Source organism: Nocardia sp. NPDC004711, assembly GCF_053601595.1.
In genome coordinates this window covers 1-15,382 of the sequence record NZ_JBSGCB010000103.1, presented here as the reverse complement: position 1 = coordinate 15,382, position 15,382 = coordinate 1, and the positions used below count along the sequence as shown (strand labels likewise).

The 15,382-nt window shown below is 63.5% G+C and carries 16 protein-coding genes and 4 pseudogenes; 11 read left to right on the top strand and 9 right to left on the bottom strand.

What is annotated here, in order from left to right; translation table 11 throughout:
• Positions 1-89: 89 nt before the first annotated feature.
• The 3 genes and pseudogenes from ACWEKS_RS46610 to ACWEKS_RS46600 all read right to left on the bottom strand — a co-directional run.
• Positions 90-282, bottom strand: a pseudogene (locus tag ACWEKS_RS46610) (transposase); the annotation flags it as partial.
• Entirely contained in the window at positions 207-554 is a 348-nt protein-coding gene (locus ACWEKS_RS46605) for a DDE-type integrase/transposase/recombinase (RefSeq protein ID WP_452346116.1), read from the bottom strand. The gene ACWEKS_RS46605 and the pseudogene ACWEKS_RS46610, both read right to left, overlap by 76 nt.
• Positions 551-736, bottom strand: coding sequence for a hypothetical protein (locus tag ACWEKS_RS46600; protein WP_452346115.1), 186 nt, complete (start codon positions 734-736; stop codon positions 551-553). The genes ACWEKS_RS46605 and ACWEKS_RS46600 overlap by 4 nt, the downstream gene beginning before the upstream one ends.
• Between ACWEKS_RS46600 and ACWEKS_RS46595 the strand changes: the two genes are divergently transcribed.
• From ACWEKS_RS46595 to ACWEKS_RS46570, 6 genes and pseudogenes are all read left to right on the top strand, one after another.
• Positions 735-1,010, top strand: coding sequence for a hypothetical protein (locus ACWEKS_RS46595; RefSeq protein WP_452346114.1), 276 nt, complete (start codon positions 735-737; stop codon positions 1,008-1,010). The genes ACWEKS_RS46600 and ACWEKS_RS46595 overlap by 2 nt on opposite strands.
• A gap of 470 nt (positions 1,011-1,480) precedes the next feature.
• Entirely contained in the window at positions 1,481-2,824 is a 1,344-nt protein-coding gene (locus tag ACWEKS_RS46590) for an MFS transporter (RefSeq protein WP_452346113.1), read from the top strand.
• Between the two features lie 433 nt (positions 2,825-3,257).
• Positions 3,258-3,452: a ferredoxin gene (locus tag ACWEKS_RS46585; RefSeq protein ID WP_452346112.1), complete on the top strand. Its 195-nt coding sequence runs from the start codon at positions 3,258-3,260 to the stop codon at positions 3,450-3,452.
• A complete protein-coding gene (locus tag ACWEKS_RS46580) occupies positions 3,449-4,618 on the top strand; it encodes an NAD(P)/FAD-dependent oxidoreductase (protein ID WP_452346111.1) in 1,170 nt (389 codons plus the stop codon). Before ACWEKS_RS46585 ends, ACWEKS_RS46580 begins: the two co-directional genes overlap by 4 nt.
• A 185-nt stretch (positions 4,619-4,803) precedes the next feature.
• Positions 4,804-5,988, top strand: a complete 1,185-nt coding sequence (locus tag ACWEKS_RS46575; RefSeq protein ID WP_452346110.1) for a cytochrome P450 — start codon at positions 4,804-4,806, stop codon at positions 5,986-5,988.
• Positions 5,989-6,133: 145 nt separating this feature from the next.
• Positions 6,134-7,003 (top strand): annotated as a pseudogene (locus tag ACWEKS_RS46570) (IS256 family transposase); the annotation flags it as partial.
• Here the strand turns inward: ACWEKS_RS46570 and ACWEKS_RS46565 are convergent.
• The 4 genes from ACWEKS_RS46565 to ACWEKS_RS46550 form a co-directional block, all read right to left on the bottom strand.
• On the bottom strand, positions 6,996-7,349 hold the full coding sequence (locus ACWEKS_RS46565) for a hypothetical protein (RefSeq protein WP_452346109.1): 354 nt from the start codon (positions 7,347-7,349) through the stop codon (positions 6,996-6,998). The pseudogene ACWEKS_RS46570 and the gene ACWEKS_RS46565 sit on opposite strands and share 8 nt — an antisense overlap.
• A gap of 170 nt (positions 7,350-7,519) precedes the next feature.
• On the bottom strand, positions 7,520-7,735 hold the full coding sequence (locus tag ACWEKS_RS46560; protein WP_452346108.1) for a hypothetical protein: 216 nt from the start codon (positions 7,733-7,735) through the stop codon (positions 7,520-7,522).
• 426 nt (positions 7,736-8,161) lie between these two features.
• Complete coding sequence (locus ACWEKS_RS46555) at positions 8,162-8,683, bottom strand: transposase (protein ID WP_452346119.1); 522 nt, start codon at positions 8,681-8,683, stop codon at positions 8,162-8,164.
• Positions 8,684-8,959: 276 nt separating this feature from the next.
• Entirely contained in the window at positions 8,960-9,370 is a 411-nt protein-coding gene (locus ACWEKS_RS46550; RefSeq protein WP_452346118.1) for a transposase, read from the bottom strand.
• Between the two features lie 418 nt (positions 9,371-9,788).
• Here ACWEKS_RS46550 and ACWEKS_RS46545 point away from each other — a divergent pair, with 418 nt between their 5' ends.
• Both ACWEKS_RS46545 and ACWEKS_RS46540 read left to right on the top strand, forming a co-directional pair.
• The gene (locus tag ACWEKS_RS46545; RefSeq protein WP_452346107.1) at positions 9,789-9,983 is read left to right on the top strand and encodes a transposase; all 195 of its coding nucleotides are present in this window, start codon (positions 9,789-9,791) and stop codon (positions 9,981-9,983) included.
• On the top strand, positions 9,959-10,612 hold the full coding sequence (locus tag ACWEKS_RS46540; RefSeq protein ID WP_452346106.1) for an IS5 family transposase: 654 nt from the start codon (positions 9,959-9,961) through the stop codon (positions 10,610-10,612). The genes ACWEKS_RS46545 and ACWEKS_RS46540 overlap by 25 nt, the downstream gene beginning before the upstream one ends.
• Before the next feature lie 41 nt (positions 10,613-10,653).
• On the opposite strand, the gene ACWEKS_RS46535 is transcribed toward ACWEKS_RS46540, so the two are convergent.
• Entirely contained in the window at positions 10,654-11,661 is a 1,008-nt protein-coding gene (locus ACWEKS_RS46535; RefSeq protein WP_452346105.1) for a LacI family DNA-binding transcriptional regulator, read from the bottom strand.
• A gap of 110 nt (positions 11,662-11,771) precedes the next feature.
• On the opposite strand from ACWEKS_RS46535, the gene ACWEKS_RS46530 reads away from it, so the two are divergent.
• The 3 genes and pseudogenes from ACWEKS_RS46530 to ACWEKS_RS46520 all read left to right on the top strand — a co-directional run bounded on the left by ACWEKS_RS46530 (position 11,772) and on the right by ACWEKS_RS46520 (position 13,831).
• A complete protein-coding gene (locus ACWEKS_RS46530; RefSeq protein WP_452346117.1) occupies positions 11,772-12,938 on the top strand; it encodes an acyl-CoA dehydrogenase family protein in 1,167 nt (388 codons plus the stop codon).
• Positions 12,935-13,045, top strand: a pseudogene (locus ACWEKS_RS46525) (CoA transferase); the annotation flags it as partial. The gene ACWEKS_RS46530 and the pseudogene ACWEKS_RS46525, both read left to right, overlap by 4 nt.
• 94 nt (positions 13,046-13,139) lie before the next feature.
• Positions 13,140-13,831 (top strand): annotated as a pseudogene (locus tag ACWEKS_RS46520) (CoA transferase).
• 149 nt (positions 13,832-13,980) lie between these two features.
• On the opposite strand, the gene ACWEKS_RS46515 reads toward ACWEKS_RS46520, so the two are convergent.
• Positions 13,981-14,430 carry a serine hydrolase domain-containing protein gene (locus tag ACWEKS_RS46515; RefSeq protein WP_452346104.1) on the bottom strand — a complete coding sequence of 150 codons (450 nt, stop codon included), beginning with the start codon at positions 14,428-14,430 and terminating at the stop codon, positions 13,981-13,983.
• Positions 14,431-15,382: the final 952 nt, after the last annotated feature.

Sequence of the window (15,382 nt, the reverse complement as noted above, 5' to 3'; positions counted from 1 at the left end):
ACACGCGCTATCGCAGCTCGACCGAAATCATCACCGCCATAACACAATCCAACATCCACACCACCGAATCGCCATGTTGATTCCTTACAGCTCCAATGGGTGCGGCAATGCTGCCAGGACGCCGGGCAGGGTCGCGCCGATCGCGGCCACCAGTCCTGCGTGTGCATCGCTGGTGACGAGTGCGACTCTACTCAAACCGCGAGCGATTAGGTCGCGGAAGAATGCCAGCCATCCGGCACCGTCCTCTCCGGAAGTGACTTCGAGACCGAGGATTTCACGGTATGCCGCCACACGGCCATGGTGAGTGCCTTGGACACCAGCGCGGTCGTTTTCGTGGCGGCGGTGGTCCAGCCGACGATGGCACGGGAGTAGGTGTCGAACACGAACGCCACATAGGCCCATCCGGTCCAGGCCGACACGTAGGTGAAATCGGCGACCCACACGCGGTTCGGCGCGATGGCGGTGAAGTCGCGGTTGAGCTTGTCGCCGGCGCGTATCCCGTCCTTGGCGGGGATCGTGGTGCGCAGCTTGCGGCCTCGGACGATGCCGTTCATCCGCCCGCCCTGGAGCCCTGAGCGAGCGCCTTCTTCATCCATACTCGCAACGTCTCGTAATGCACGTCCACCAGCGGGCCGATCGCCTTCGCGGCGGCATACGGGGACTCGAACTCATCGAGTCGTTCCAAGACCAGCCGAACGGCCTTCTCGCGAACCTCGGGCGGGTAACGCTTCGACATGATGGAGACCATCTTCCTCAAGAGCGGAAGCGGCCCGAACTCGGGACGATTCAAGATCCGCTGCAGGGGAGTCGACCAGCACGTTGTAGCGAAGCCAGCTGTCAACGCCAAAGTTCGGTTCTCGCTGTCGTCGTCCGTTGGCAAACTGAGCGACGTTCGCACACCTGATTCTGGACAAATTGTTGGTCGCGGATCGAGTGCAACCGAAGAAATGATGGTGCTCATCACATTTTGGCACTGGCGCCAACCGCCATCAACGGCGTGTGAAGTTTGAGAGGTCCGAATGAGCCGCACTTGGATGCAACCCACATGGCGTTTACCGATGCGAGTAATTGCGGGCCCAGCGCCCACTGCGGCAACAGCAAACAAATGGTCAACTACGATCCGGCGCTTATAGGTTCGTTCACCCCGCCGCCGAACCAGTGGGCGGAATGGTCGGGTCTGACTACTGCGACCGACCGCAGCGGAAGACTTGGCTTTCCAGGGCGAGTAAAGGGCTTGTCTCGCGTCTTCCAGAGTCGGAAACGAGGCAATCTATTCGCCATCTTTTCCCAGTCATACTCGACGAGTGGGCTCCGGGCATCGGACTCCTCTTCTTCTATCAATTCGAACGGGCGGGTCGGTCCAGAAATGCCGACACTCGCAAATGAGAAAATTCATTTGCGTACGCCAACGCACACTTTGTAACGAACTCATCCATGATTACCCGAGTAGTTCAGCGACCACGAGGCGCTTAAGGAGAATATGATGAACAACGGCAACGGCAACGACGCCTTGCGACGACGAATACTGTTGGCCGGCGCCATCGGCAACTTTGTGGAATGGTACGACTTCGTCTTGTACGGCTATTTCGCAACCACGATCGCTCACCTGTTTTTCCCGAAACAAGACCCCACTGCCGCCCTGTTATCCACCTTTGCGATTTTCGCGGTCGGCTTCGTTGCCCGCCCCCTGGGTGGTATCGCATTTGGTCATCTGGGTGACCGACTCGGTCGGCGTATGTCACTCATCGTGTCGGTGGTGTTGATGAGCTCAGCGACAGTCCTGATGGGCCTACTGCCCGGTTATGCCCAGATCGGCGTCGCGGCGCCGGTTTTGCTTCTCCTGTGTCGGCTCGTGCAGGGTTTCTCCGCAGGCGGCGAGATGACCGGCGCGTCGATCTTCCTGGGCGAACACGCACCGGCAGGCAAGCGCGCCCGATATGCATCGATCAGCTCGGCATCAGTTTGGTTCGGTATAGCATTCGCTGTCTTCGTTTCGGTATCGATGGCTTCCATGACGACCGAACAACAGCTGTCGTCGTGGGGATGGCGGGTGCCGTTCCTGTTGGCTGCGCCACTCGCCGCGATCGGCCTCTACCTGCGTCTGCGCACCGCGGATTCACCGGTGTTCGCAGCTCTGCAAGACAAAGGACAAGTCGAATCAGCACCACTGGCGCAGGCTTTCAGGATTGCAAAAAAGCCCATGTTGGTTCTGGTCGGCTGGTTGATGGCCCACGCAGTGAGCACCTATCTCGGTGTTACCTTTCTTGTGTCGTATCTGACCACGAACCAGAATTTCAGCCGCACTCAATCACTGACAGTGCAACTTGTATTCGCACTCGCTGCCGCGGCGTTTAACATCCTGGCTGGGGTGGTCATCGACCGGGTAGGCCGAAAACGCACCATCGCGGTGACTGTCATGTTCTGCATGGGGGCGTGGGCTATCCCGGCATTTGCATTATTTCAGCACAGTTCCATGGCGGGTGCCTGCCTCATCGTCGCCGTGTTCGCACTTCTTTTGGGCTTCACTGGTTCGATCACCCAGCTGGTGGTCGTCGATTTGTTCCCAGCACGTGTGCGATCCTCGGCCAGCGGGCTGTCCTACAACATCGGCCAAACCCTGTTCGGGGGGACTGCACCCTACGTAGCGACCTGGCTCGTCGGAGATGGATATCTCCTCGGCCCGGGCTTCTACCTTGCTGGCCTGTGCGTCATCGCGGCCCTGGCAGCCGCCCTCGGAATCGACAACCGTGCACAGGTTCCCGTTGGGCACGACGTGAGCCATGCACCCGCTGAGGACCCCGACCCGCAAGGAGCCAACGCGTGAGCAGGCCGAAGAATTGGATTTCGGTATCCAGGGTAGCTCAGTCCTCGAAAGAGAAGGCCTTGCGCACGCTCGACATTCGTCGAGCCTCGCGGTACTCGTCGACGATATCCCCTGGCACGACGGCGATGCTGGCCTCTACCGTCCGCTACGACTCCGAGCGACCTGGTGAGGTAATTCCTGATGAGACTCAACGCGGACCGCAACCGACGCGTCAGTCGGGGCCTGAGCGCACTATTCGCCCCGAGCCTCTTCGACCAGGACGCGAATGGCAGAGATCTTTTTCACTGTGCCCTTCTGGAGCGTTGTCGCTGCCTGACAGTGACGGGGGACTAGTGGCATGCCGACATACCGGTATCACCCTGACTATCAGCCAGCGTCCTCAGGCACTGTTCGATACCGGCACGACCAAGAAGTTGAAAAGGAGCTGACGAACATGCGTATCGAAGTTGACGAGGAAAAATGCGTGGGCGGCGGTCAATGTGTGCTGGCCGCGGCGGACGTGTTCGACCAGCGCGAGGAAGACGGCGTCGTCGTGCTGCTCGACGAAGCGCCGCATGCCGGGTCACATGAGGGCGTACGAGCAGCGGCGATGCTGTGCCCCGCGGCCGCGATCCGGGTCATCGAATGACTGGCCGTCTCGACCGGGTTGTGGTCGTCGGTGCCTCCTCAGCAGGCTTGACGGCGGTGGAGACGCTGCGTCGCCTTGGTTTTGACGGGGCAATCAGTCTGGTCGGTGACGAGAGTTACCTCCCATATGACCGGCCACCGTTGTCCAAACAGATCCTCACGGGGGCCTGGAACATCAGTCGTCTCACGTTCCGCGACGCCGCCACTCTCGACCGGCTGCGGGTTGACCTTCGGCTCGGTATCCGCGCGACTGCGCTCGACCTGAACAATCGCACCGTTGAGCTTCGCAGTGGTGAATATCTGCCTTTCGACGGGCTCATCATCGCGACAGGTATTGCGCCGCGTCGTCTGGCGGCGGGACACGACTTGGCCGGAGTGCACGTGCTACGCACGGTCGATGACGCTCTCGCTCTGCGCGCAGACCTACACCCAGGTCGGCGTCTGGTAGTGATCGGCGCCGGATTTCTCGGTTGTGAGGTTGCGGCCGCCGCCTGCAAGGCTGGTCTCGAGGTCTGCATCGTTGATCCGCTCCTGGTGCCGATGGCGAGGCAGCTCGGTGACGAAATCGGCGGGCACGTGGCCGCCCTGCACCGTGAGCACGGCGTGGACATGCGCTGTGGTACCGCCGTCCGCAGCCTACTCGGGGACTGCAAGGTCAACGGTGTCGAGCTCGCGACCGGCGCGGTCTTGCCCGCCGATATCGTTCTGGTCGCGATCGGGTCTGTGCCGGCGACCGATTGGCTCACCGGCAGTGGGCTCACCCTTGATGATGGCGTGGTCTGCGATGCCACCTGCCGTGCCGCGCCCGGCGTCTACGCAGCCGGAGACGTTGCCCGTTGGTGGCACGACACGTTGGGCACCCACGTGCGAGTCGAGCACCGCCTCAACGCCACAGAGCAAGCCATCGCCGCAGCGACCAACCTCCTCGGCGAGGGCACGCCGTTCACTCCCGTTCCTTATTTCTGGACCGACCAATACGACGCGCGAATTCAGGCCTATGGCACCTTCCCCCCGAATTGCCATGTCACGATCACCCACGGCGACCCGAACGAACGACGATTCATCGCCCACTACATCCACGACGACCGCATCACCGGTGTCTTGGCATGGAACATGCCCAGAGAACTCAGAGCCGAACGCCAACACATCGGACAGTTAGTCGCATAACCGTTTATAGAAAGAGGAGGATGATCATGACAACTTCGCCTTTGCCTGACGCCAGGCAAGCCGAACCGGTTTGCCTGCCCACAGAACGCGAGTGCCCGTTCGACCCACCTAGCAAGCTCGGCGAGCTACGAGATAGCCAACCAATAAGCCGTCTCCGTTTTCCAGATGGTCACATTGGCTGGCTAGTGACGAGCCACGAGCTTGCTCGTGCCGTGCTGGGCGATCAGCGTTTCACCGTCTACCCTGGGGGTCCACCGAGCATGCATCCGGAGCGACAAGCCGCCCTGGTGTTCGATGCGATCCAGCACGATACCGACTTTCCGGATGTTGTCCGTGGGCTTATTGATCGCTACCGGCGGGAAGGGCGGCTCGCCGACGCCTTCCGGGACCTGGAGGTCGTGCGGACACTCCATGAGCGTTCGCTGAGCAAGTTGCCCTTCTTCATGACAGATCCACCCGAACACACTCGGCTGCGGCGCATCGTGGCCCCCCACTTCGCGGTGCGCCGCGTCGGTGAGTATCGGACACGCATCGAAAAGATTGTCGCCGATCGTCTCGACGTCATGGAAAAGCTCGGCCCACCCGTCGACCTGGTCGAAACGTTCGCCCAGGCAATCCCTTCGCTCATGACCTGTGCACTGTTCGGCGTGCCGGAGAGCGAACGCGGCACGTTCGAGCAGCTTGCCGCAGTCCGGCACAACTCAGACGCGACTGTCGACGACGTCGTGGAGGCGAGAAGGGAGTTTCGCGCATTCGGTCGTGAACTCATCGAACGCAAGCGAGCCCAACCAGGCGATGATCTGCTCAGCGCGCTGGTTCACAACGGGGCAATGACCGAGGACGAACTCGTGTCCACCGCAGTCGTATTGGTAACAGCGGCTCACGGGACGACCGCCAACGCCCTCGCGTCCAGCATCTTCACGCTCCTCCAGAATCGCGAGCGGTGGAACACGCTCAGAACCGAGTCAGCCCCGATCGGTCACATCGTAGAAGAGCTGCTGCGCTACACCACCATCGATCAAGCCAACGATGTTCGAACCGCTCTGGAGGATGTTGAGATCGGTGACGCCGTGATCAAGGCCTCCGAGCCCGTCGCCATCTCGCTCTCCGCAGCCAATCGTGACCCGCAAGTATTCGCTGAGCCGGACCGAGTCGACCTGACACGCCACGCAGCCAATCACCTGACGTTCGGCTATGGCGTCCACCAATGCATCGGCCAACACCTTGCCCGCCTGGAACTGCAGATCGCGCTCACCGGCCTGGCTCGACGATTCCCCAATCTCGACCTCGCCGTACCTGTTGCGGACATCCCCTGGCACAGCGGCGATCGCCAACTCTACGGGCCGCGAAAACTCCCGGTCACCTGGTAACGACAGGGCTCCTTGTCGGACGCCCGGCCCACCGATACGAGAGGGAAGGGAAAAATCTCACGAAGTTGGGAGTGCCGGGATAACGGCGGATCTTGATCTCGGTCCGATCGGCCGAACCTGATGGTTCGGCAGGAGGGACCGACTGATGTCGGAGACACTGGCCGCCGTGACCGAGGGCGCGGTGGACACCAAGAAGCTGGCCGAGCAACTGCTGGCCCAGGCCAAGGAACAAGGTATCGATCTGGTCGGGCCGGGCGGGTTGCTCAACCAGCTGACCAAGACCGTGCTCGAAACCGCACTGGAAGCGGAGATGACCGAGCATGTCGGCTATGAGAAACACGACCCGGCCGGACGCGGAACAGGAAACTCCCGCAATGGAACTCGATCGAAGACGGTGATCACCGAGATCGGTCCTGTCGACATCGACGTCCCGCGGGACACGAGCTCCTCGTTCGATCCGAAGATTGTGAAGAAGCGGCAGCGGCGCCTGTCGGGAGTGGACGGGATCGTGTTGTCGCTCACCGCGAAAGGGCTGACCACTGGCGAGATTTCGGCGCATTTCGCCGAGATCTACGGGTCGTCGGTGTCGAAGGACACGATCTCGACGATCACCGACAAGGTCATCGCGGAGATGACCGATTGGTGCAACCGGCCCTTGGATCGCGTCTATCCGGTCCTGTTCATAGATGCCATCCATGTGAAGGTCCGCGATGGTCAGGTAGCCAACCGTCCGATCTACGTGGTCATCGGCGTCACTTGCGCCGGGGAACGCGACATCCTCGGGTTGTGGGCCGGCGACGGCGGCGAAGGAGCCAAGTTCTGGTTGCAGGTATTGACCGAGCTGCGCAACCGCGGCGTCGCTGATGTGTGCATCGCGGTCTGCGACGGTCTCAAAGGGCTGCCGGAGGCGATCAACACCGTCTGGGAGAAAACCATCGTGCAGACCTGTGTAATCCATTTGCTGCGCAACAGTTTCCGCTACGCAGGTCGTCAGCACTGGGCGGAGATCACGCGCTCGGGTGGTAGGGATCTCGAATTCGCGCCGAGGCGCACTCATGATCGGTACCGGCCCCGGCGTCGACGTGCCATCGAACGCGCCGATCGTTGACGAGCGCGAAGTCGTGCAGGCTGGTCCGGTCACCGGTTGTGGTGAACTCGCGGCCGGCCACCTCCGAGGGCGGTATATTGCTGTTGTGGGTGATCTCGGCCGCGTCGAGGTCCATCGGCTCGCAGCCGGTGTGCCGAGGCGTGACGGCTTTGGCCTGGTCGCCGCGGGTCAGGATCACAGGCAGCACCGCGCGCCCGTCCGGCTGTGCCTCGTAGGTGCGCGCGGGTTTGCTCCTGTCCCACAGCTCACTCATAGTTCCAGTCTCACGCCCCGGATAGGGGCCATGATCGCTTGGTTGAGTTGTGATCGCCGCGGGGATCGAGCGTGCTCGGCCTGCTGTGGTCCTGTAGGTGCTCGCGCGGCTGGCGTCCGTGCGAGCGCCACGGGCGATGTGTGGGCCGAAACCGTTGCCGAGCAGTCGATTTACTTGGTTGAGGGTATGGGTTGGTTGATGGTGGTGAAGTACTGGGCTGCGGCCAGGATCGCTGCGGGTGTGGTGACGAAGAGCTGGCCGGCGAGGGTGCCGAGGAAGCCGACCGCTGCCAACGCCTGACCAGGAATTCGAGGTTCACCGATGGGGTTTTCCACCCGTCCCGCCGCACTGTCCACCGCGCTGCTCGTGGCTACCGCGAGCATCATCACCGCGACCGCGACCGCCGCGCCGAACGCCGCGGCCGAGCCCGTGAACTACACGGCAACAGTCGGCGAGACCAGCACCGTCATCCGCACCGATGCCGGATCGCTGGTCACCGACAACGGGGTCTTCAAGATCCTCGCGGCCGACGGGACAATCCTGGGCGGCACCGAACTATCCTTCCGCGGGGGGCTTGGGAATGCGTTGGTAGCCGGACAGGGTGGGTGGGGTCTCGTCGCCGTCGCGGTTGCGGTTGGCCCCTGCGTAGGGGCCGACGCACAGCCCCCTATCGGTGCGGAGTGTTCATGCAGGTCGATCCTGCACTCGCCAATGCGGCGGCTTTACCGAGCAGATCGAAGAGGACTCCGATGATTGCCATATCGATCGTGTTCCTAAGCTTGACTCTGTCGGTGATCTTGTGAAGTTCAGGATCAGCTGTTGAGCGCGCGCCAGGACCGTATTCGGTGAATTCCGTTCTGGTCCAGGTGATCCTGGAAGGCTGTTGGTGGCCGGGACGGGGAGTGCTCGCCCGGTAGCAGTCCTGCGCTGAGGCGTTCGATGTTCACGGCGATGGCGGTGAGGACGTGCTGGACGTGGGCCTTGGCCTGGCCGCGGTAGCGGCATCGCCGCATGCCGTGTCCGTTCGCGAATTCGCAGACGGTGCCCTCGATGCCGGAACGCACGGCATACCGCTGCCGCCAGGCCGGGCTCTGCTGCTCGTCGCGGGTTCGAACGTGCAGGTCGAGTAGTTCTCGCGGGGGAAATCCCACGTTGCGTGCGCTGTCGCGGGAGGTGGTGCACTGGTTGCGGGCCGGGCATGGCTGGCACTGGGTTTTGGTGAACCGGGCCACGATCAGCGGGGCCGCGGTCGGCGATGACGTCGGGTAGGGACCATGCCATCCTTTGCTGACTTGGCCTTGGGGACAGGTGACCTGTCGGCGGTCGAAGTCGATGTGGGGAGTCGTCGCGGCCGAATCCGTCGTTGTCGCGGTGGGGGTGGGTGGGGTTGCCCGGCAGTGGGCCGGTGACGGTGACCTGGTGTTCGCGGGCCGCCTGTGCGACGTGGACCAGGCAGGTGTAGCCGCCGTCGACCAGGTGCTCGGCCGGAAGCAGTCCGCGCCGCCGCAGGCGGGTGTGGATTCCGGGCAGGACTTGGGCGTCGTTGGTGGTGGCCGGGGTGGTGGCGACGTCGGTGATCACGTTGGTGTCCTCGGTCGCGCAGGTTTCGGTCAGGTGGACCAAGAATCCCTTCCACCGGGTGACCTGCCCTCGACGCGCGTAACGGGCCGAGGTGTCGTAGGGAGAGACGATCGCCACCGACGAGGACGGCAGACCGCCGTCATCGTCGGTGCGCCAGCGCAGACGCCCCTTCTCGTCGCGGTAGTAGTTCTGCACAACGATCTGTCGCAGGGCCTGGACCCGAGGACCGGGGCCAGGACGTGGGTGGAGTCGGTGCGCGCGGTGGTGCGTTCGCGCACCAGCCCGGCCTCGGTGAGCCGGGCCACAGCGAGATCGAGCAGCCGGTCGGCGCGGTCACCGTCGGCGAGTCGGTCGCGGAAATCGCTCAGCACACTGTGATGGAAACCGGGGTCATCCAACTCCAGACCGAGCGCGTACTTGAAGTCGATACGACAACGCACAGCCTCGGCCGCCTGCCGGTCGGACAGGTCCAGCACATACTGCAGCACGCACACGTGGCCAATTGAGCCGGGGACAGACCGGGCCGCCCATCGCGCGGATACCAGTCGGCGAAATCCTCATTGCTCCACAGGCTTTCGAGCCGGTCACGTATCCACATCGCCGTGGTGCCGCGGGGATTGCTGGCGCGGGCCACCCGCGCCGTCAGCGGCGGGACCGTCTTGGCCAGTCCTGGTCCGAGTGACATTCACCAGTTCCTTCGAGGACGCAGTGCATTTCGCGCCCCGCAGTGTGGCAGCCCATCAGCCGCGACATACCGAATTCCAAGATTCCCGACAGAGTCAAGCTTAGACGATGTCTCACATGGATGTGATTCGTTCGGTCGGTGCTGAGTGCGGTTGTGCTGCATGATGTTTGATCGTGGTGGATGCATTGTCGCAGCGGCTGGTGTCGGACGAGCTGTGGGAACTGGCGGAGCCGTTGCTGCCGAAATTCCCGTCGCGTCCGCAGGGCGGCGGTATTGCCCCGGTCGACCAGAGGGCGGTGTTCACGGCGGTGGTATACGTGCTGACAGCGGATGTGCTTGGCGAATGCTGCCGCCGTCGTTCGGGGTGACGGTTCCGACGGCGCACCGTCGGTTCACGGCGTGGACCAGGGCTGGGGGTGTGGCGGCGGCTGCATCGGGCGGTGCTCGACGAGCTGGGCGGCCAGGGCTTGCTCGACTGGTCGCGGGCCGTGGTCGACGCCGCGAGTGTACGGGCGAAAAAAGGTGGGATCTGACCGGCCCGAACCCTACCGACCGCGGCAAGCCCGGCTCGAAGATGCATGTGTTGTCAGATCGGACGGGAATACCTCTGGCAGTTGCGGTTTCGGCCGCGAACGTTCGCGACTCGCAGGCGCTCGAACCACTGGTGAAAGCGATCCCGGCGGTACGGTCGCGGCGCGGACCGCGCCAGCGCCGACCGGGCAAGCTCCACGCCGACAAGGCTTACGACCAACCGGAACTGCGGCTGTGGGTCCGCCGACGTGGCATGGCAGTTCGCATCGCCCGCAAGGGCATCGAGTCCGAGCAGCGACTCGGCCGGCACCGGTGGGTGATCGAGAGGACGGTGTCGTGGCTGACCGGCTACCACCGGCTCAACATCCGCTACGACCGCAAGGGAACTCATTACCTGGGCTTCCTGACATTGGCCGCCGCCCTCAGCTGCTTCAAGAAACTGACGAAGGCCAGAACAGCCATGTGAGACGTCGTCTTAGTTGTTTGACGGGTTTTGGCTACGCTTTATCAGGTCGTTTTTCGGGTGACTAGTTCCACCGGAAGTCGAACCGATTCGACGTCATGCCCCTTGACAAGTTCTAGTAGCTGTCCAACTGCGGTGGCACCGATCTTGTGTGCGGGTGAGTAGATCGTCGTCAGTGGGACGGGTAGCTGGGCAGCGACGGGGATGTCGTTGTAGCCGACCAGAGCGAGATCGGACGGGATGGCCAAGCTGAGATCTCGTGCGACGCCCAGGACGCCGATCGCGATGGTGTCGCTGACAGCGAAGATCGCGCGCGGGCGGTCAGGCTGGTCGAGCAGGGTGCGGGCGGCTTCGACGCCCCCAGCGACCTCGAATGTGGACGGGGCTATCCGGTCGGGTGGTACCGGGATCGAGGCTTCCGCCATCGCGTCGAGGAATCCGTGCACGCGGTCGCGTGCGGTGGTCGCATGGTCGGGTCCGGTGATGACGGCGATATCGGTGTATCCGCGGTCGAGGAGGTGGCGTGTGGCGAGGTAGCCGCCGAGCCGGTCGTCGCCGACGACAAAGGGCAGGCTGGCGTCGGCATGCCGGGTGACGGTGAGGACGGGCAGGTGCCCTGTCGGCAGCGAGTCCACGAATGGTCGACCGGGGATATGGAGGCTGCTGAACAGTAGACCGTCGACCTGGCGGCCGATGAGCAGTTCGGCCGCACGCCGCTGGGCATCGAGGTCGTCGGGCGGGCTGGACAGCAGCACGGAGTAGCCCGCGCGGGTGGCTGCTTCCTCGATGCCTTGGTAGGTCATGGCGACGACGCCGTCGGTCAGGCGTGGCATGACGATGCCGAGGGTGGTGGTCCGGCGGGTGCGTAGACTCGCTGCCCACAGATTCGGCTGGTAGCCCAATTCGGCCGCTATGCCGCGCACGCGCTGGGCGGAGGCGGACCAGCCGTCGACCGGCTCCGCTTGGCGCAGTACCCGGGATACGGTGGAGACGTGTACCCCGGCGCGTTTGGCGATCTCCTTCAGTGTGGGAGCGCGGGTTGGTCGAAGCATTACGGCATTGCGTCCTTCCTGGGTTGACCGCCCTCGTGGTAATGCCTAGCATAGCGATGCAAACGATTGCGCAAACGTTCTTTCAAGATCACCGCTCTGCCGGAGGCCTGATGTCCCAGTCGCTGACCCAGTTGTTCGCCCTCGACTCCCTGCTGACATCGGAGGAGATCGAGATCCGTGCAACGGTCCGGAAGTTCGCCGAACAGCGCATCCGTCCGTGCATTGCCCAATGGTTCGAAGCGGCCCGGATCCCGGCGCGTGAGCTTGCGGAAGAGCTCGGCGGGCTGGGGGTGCTGGGTATGCATCTGGCGGGGTACGGTTGCGCCGGGATGAGTGCGACCGCGTACGGGCTGGCGTGTCTGGAACTTGAGGCGGTCGACTCGGGTATCCGCAGTCTGGTCTCTGTGCAGGGCTCGCTGGCGATGTTCTCGATCCACCACTGGGGCAGTGAGGAACAGAAGCAAGAGTGGCTGCCGCGGATGGCCGCCGGTAAGGCAATCGGCTGCTTCGGCCTGACCGAGCCGGACTTCGGGTCCAATCCGGCGGGCTTGCGCACCCACGCCAAGCGTCACGGTGACGATTGGGTGCTCAACGGTACGAAGATGTGGATCACCAACGGCTCGGTCGCCGATGTCGCTGTGGTGTGGGCGCAGACCGACGACGGCATCCGCGGCTTCGTCGTCCCAACGGATACCCCGGGGTTCTCCGCGCCGGAGATCCATTCGAAGCTGTCACTACGCGCGTCGGTGACCTCCGAGTTGGTGCTCGACGACGTCCGCCTGCCAGCTCGGGCGATGCTGCCGGCGGCCCGCGGACTGCGCGGTCCGCTGACCAGTCTGGGGGAGGCCCGGTTCGGGATCGTGTTCGGTGCGCTGGGTGCCGCGCGTGACTGTCTGGAGACGGCGATCGACTACGCGAAGTCACGGGAGGTGTTCGACAAGCCGTTGGCCGCTTACCAGCTGACCCAGGCGAAGATCGCGGACATGGCCGTCGAGCTCGGCAAGGGGCATCTGCTCGCCTACCACCTGGGCCGGATCAAGGACCGTGGCGAGATCGTCCCGGAACAGGTCAGTATCGGCAAACTCAACAACGTTCGGGAAGCAATCGAGATTGCCCGCCAATGCCGGACCATCCTAGGCGCCAACGGCATCACCCTCGAGTACCCGGTGATTCGGCACGCCAACAATCTAGAATCCGTGCTCACCTACGAGGGCACCTCCGAGGTGCACCAGCTCACGATCGGCAAGGCACTGACCGGTGAGGCGGCGTTCCGGTGACCGGTGCCCTCGACGGTCTGGTGGTCGCCGACTTCGGCCGGGTGATTGCCGGACCTTATTCGACGATGCCGCTGGCTAACTTCGGTGCCGAGGCCATCAAGATCGAACGGCAGGAACTCGCGGCGACACCCGCCGTGGTCCGGCGACCAGTCCACCTAATTCCAGAGCGTCAACCGCAACGAGAAATCCGTCGCCCTCGACCTGACCGATTCCGATGCCCTGGCGGCCGCGCGCTGGCTGGTCGCCCGCGCAGACATCGGCATCGAGAATTTCCTGCCCGGAGGCATGGACTAGCTCTGTCTCGCCTACGAGCAAGTATCGAAGCTCAATCCCGGCATTGTCTACTGCTCGGTGGCCGACTTCGGCCGTGACAATCTGCTGGCCGGGTACGACATTCTGATACAGGCGGTCGGCGGGCTGATGAGCATCACTGGACCCGACCCCCACACCCCACTCAGGTTGGCGTTGCTGTGGTCGACGTCATCACCGGACTACACGCCGCAGTCGGTATCCTCGCCGCGCTACGGCACCTGGACCGCGTCGGTGAGGGCCAGTGAGCGGAGTTCAACCTGCTGTCATCTCTGCTGTCCACCCTGACCAGCCAGGCTTCTGCATACGTCGCCGGGGGTGTGGTTCCGGAAGTGATGGGTAACCGGCATCCCGGCATCCCGCCCTACGAAATGTTCGACACCGCCGACCTCCCGCTCGTACACTCGGTCGGCAACGACCGGCAGTTCGCCTCTCTGGCAGCAGTTCTCGGTTCAGCTGAACTCGCGGCCGATGAACGGTTCGTGAGCAATGCCGCCCCGATCCGGCCGAGTGCTACACCCGCGACCTATCGGACCGTTTCGTCGCTCCTGGGAGTGGACTGGGCGGACCGATTCGAATCATAATCGCCTTGCTTCCGTTGAAGGTGATTACTGCAATTTGCGGACGACCCGAACGTGGCAATGCCGGCGCCTAACTTGCCGCTATAGCAGGTCAGGCCCTGGTTGTCATCGAGAGGTCGAATTCCGGATTTGGCACGGCCCTTGCGTGACTTCTATTGCGAATATTCCGCCCCCCGATCCTTCCTCGCTCCCCTGCCGGGACGCCTGCTGCCGCACATGTAGGCACGCCCCTGCCCGCGAACGCTGTCGATGATCGTCTTCGGACTCGTCGAACCTATCCCGGTGTCGGAGCGAGCGGCGAGCCAGCCGTAGGAGATCGCGTGATCGGCGGGCATTCCGCGCCACCAGCCCGGCGCGGCGGTCGCGATCCGTTCCTCTATCAGGTGGCGGTCGAGCAGCTCGCAGAGATTTCTGGCCAGGGGGGCGACGTGCGAGAGCCCGGGGCGGTGGCTGAGTAATTCGATGACGGTCATGTTCTTCTTACCGTTGGCGCCGAATTCCGGCCAGTATTGCGCGACCGGTGCGAAATAGTCGAGCAGCCCGCGCTCGGCCAGCCGGTGCAGCACTGTGACGGTGATGCCTTTGGAGGTCGAATACGACAAGGTGGGGTCTTGTGCTACCAGACAAAAAGCGGTGATGGTAGGCGGCGCCGGTCCAGACGTCGACGACGGGGCGGCAATGGTGGTAGACGGCCAGTGCGTCGCCGCGGCGTCCGGTCGAGAACACACGCGCAAAGGCGGTGATCGCATCGGCGTGGCCTGGAGCCCAGGTACCGTGCACGACGGTTCGTGGTCGGGCCAAGAGAAAAGCGGTTCGGACACTTCGTTGTTACCTCACGTGTCTCCGTTGCCGTGTCGCAGTTCCTGGCAGGCATGCCAGTTGAAAATCCAGCTGACCTGTCAATCCCCTCGAAGTGTGGAGGGCCCTCTATGCGACCTGGTCTTGTCGCCGGTTCGGCCGCCGCTGCGCGGCGGGCCGCCCATCGCGATCTCAACCTGGCCCGGTTGCTCGCCGAGGTCGTCAGGGCGGTTCAGTCCGATCCTCGACCGCGTTGACACCATCGACCAAGCCGGCGCCGAATGCGGCGTCACCCAGGTCACCAAGGCCTCTGGCAAGACCAGTGGCGTCTATTTCCGCTGGGCAGCTAACACCCGGGCCCGCAGAGCTATCACCGCTTTCGCCCACAACGCCCGCATGCAATCACCTTGGGCCCCGCAGCTTTACACAACGCCCGTGCACGCGGCAAACGCACTCCTCACGCCACCCCGCATCGTTGCCCGCGCTGGGCTCCACGTCATCTGGGCCTGCTGGCACCACGCACCCCCAACGACCCAAAGCAACCATCACGCTGCACAACGACTCACAGCATGAGGACTTGACTCAAGGTACTCAAACGCTACATCGCACGGGAGATCTACCACGCGCGCATCAACCCGATCGCAGCGCAGTCGGCCGCTTAAAACATCTGTAGGAGCATCAAAGACCACCCGACGGCTCGCTTCGCATCGTCGGGGGCTTCGCAGTGGCTGGTCACCACTGATTCGGTCCAGCCCG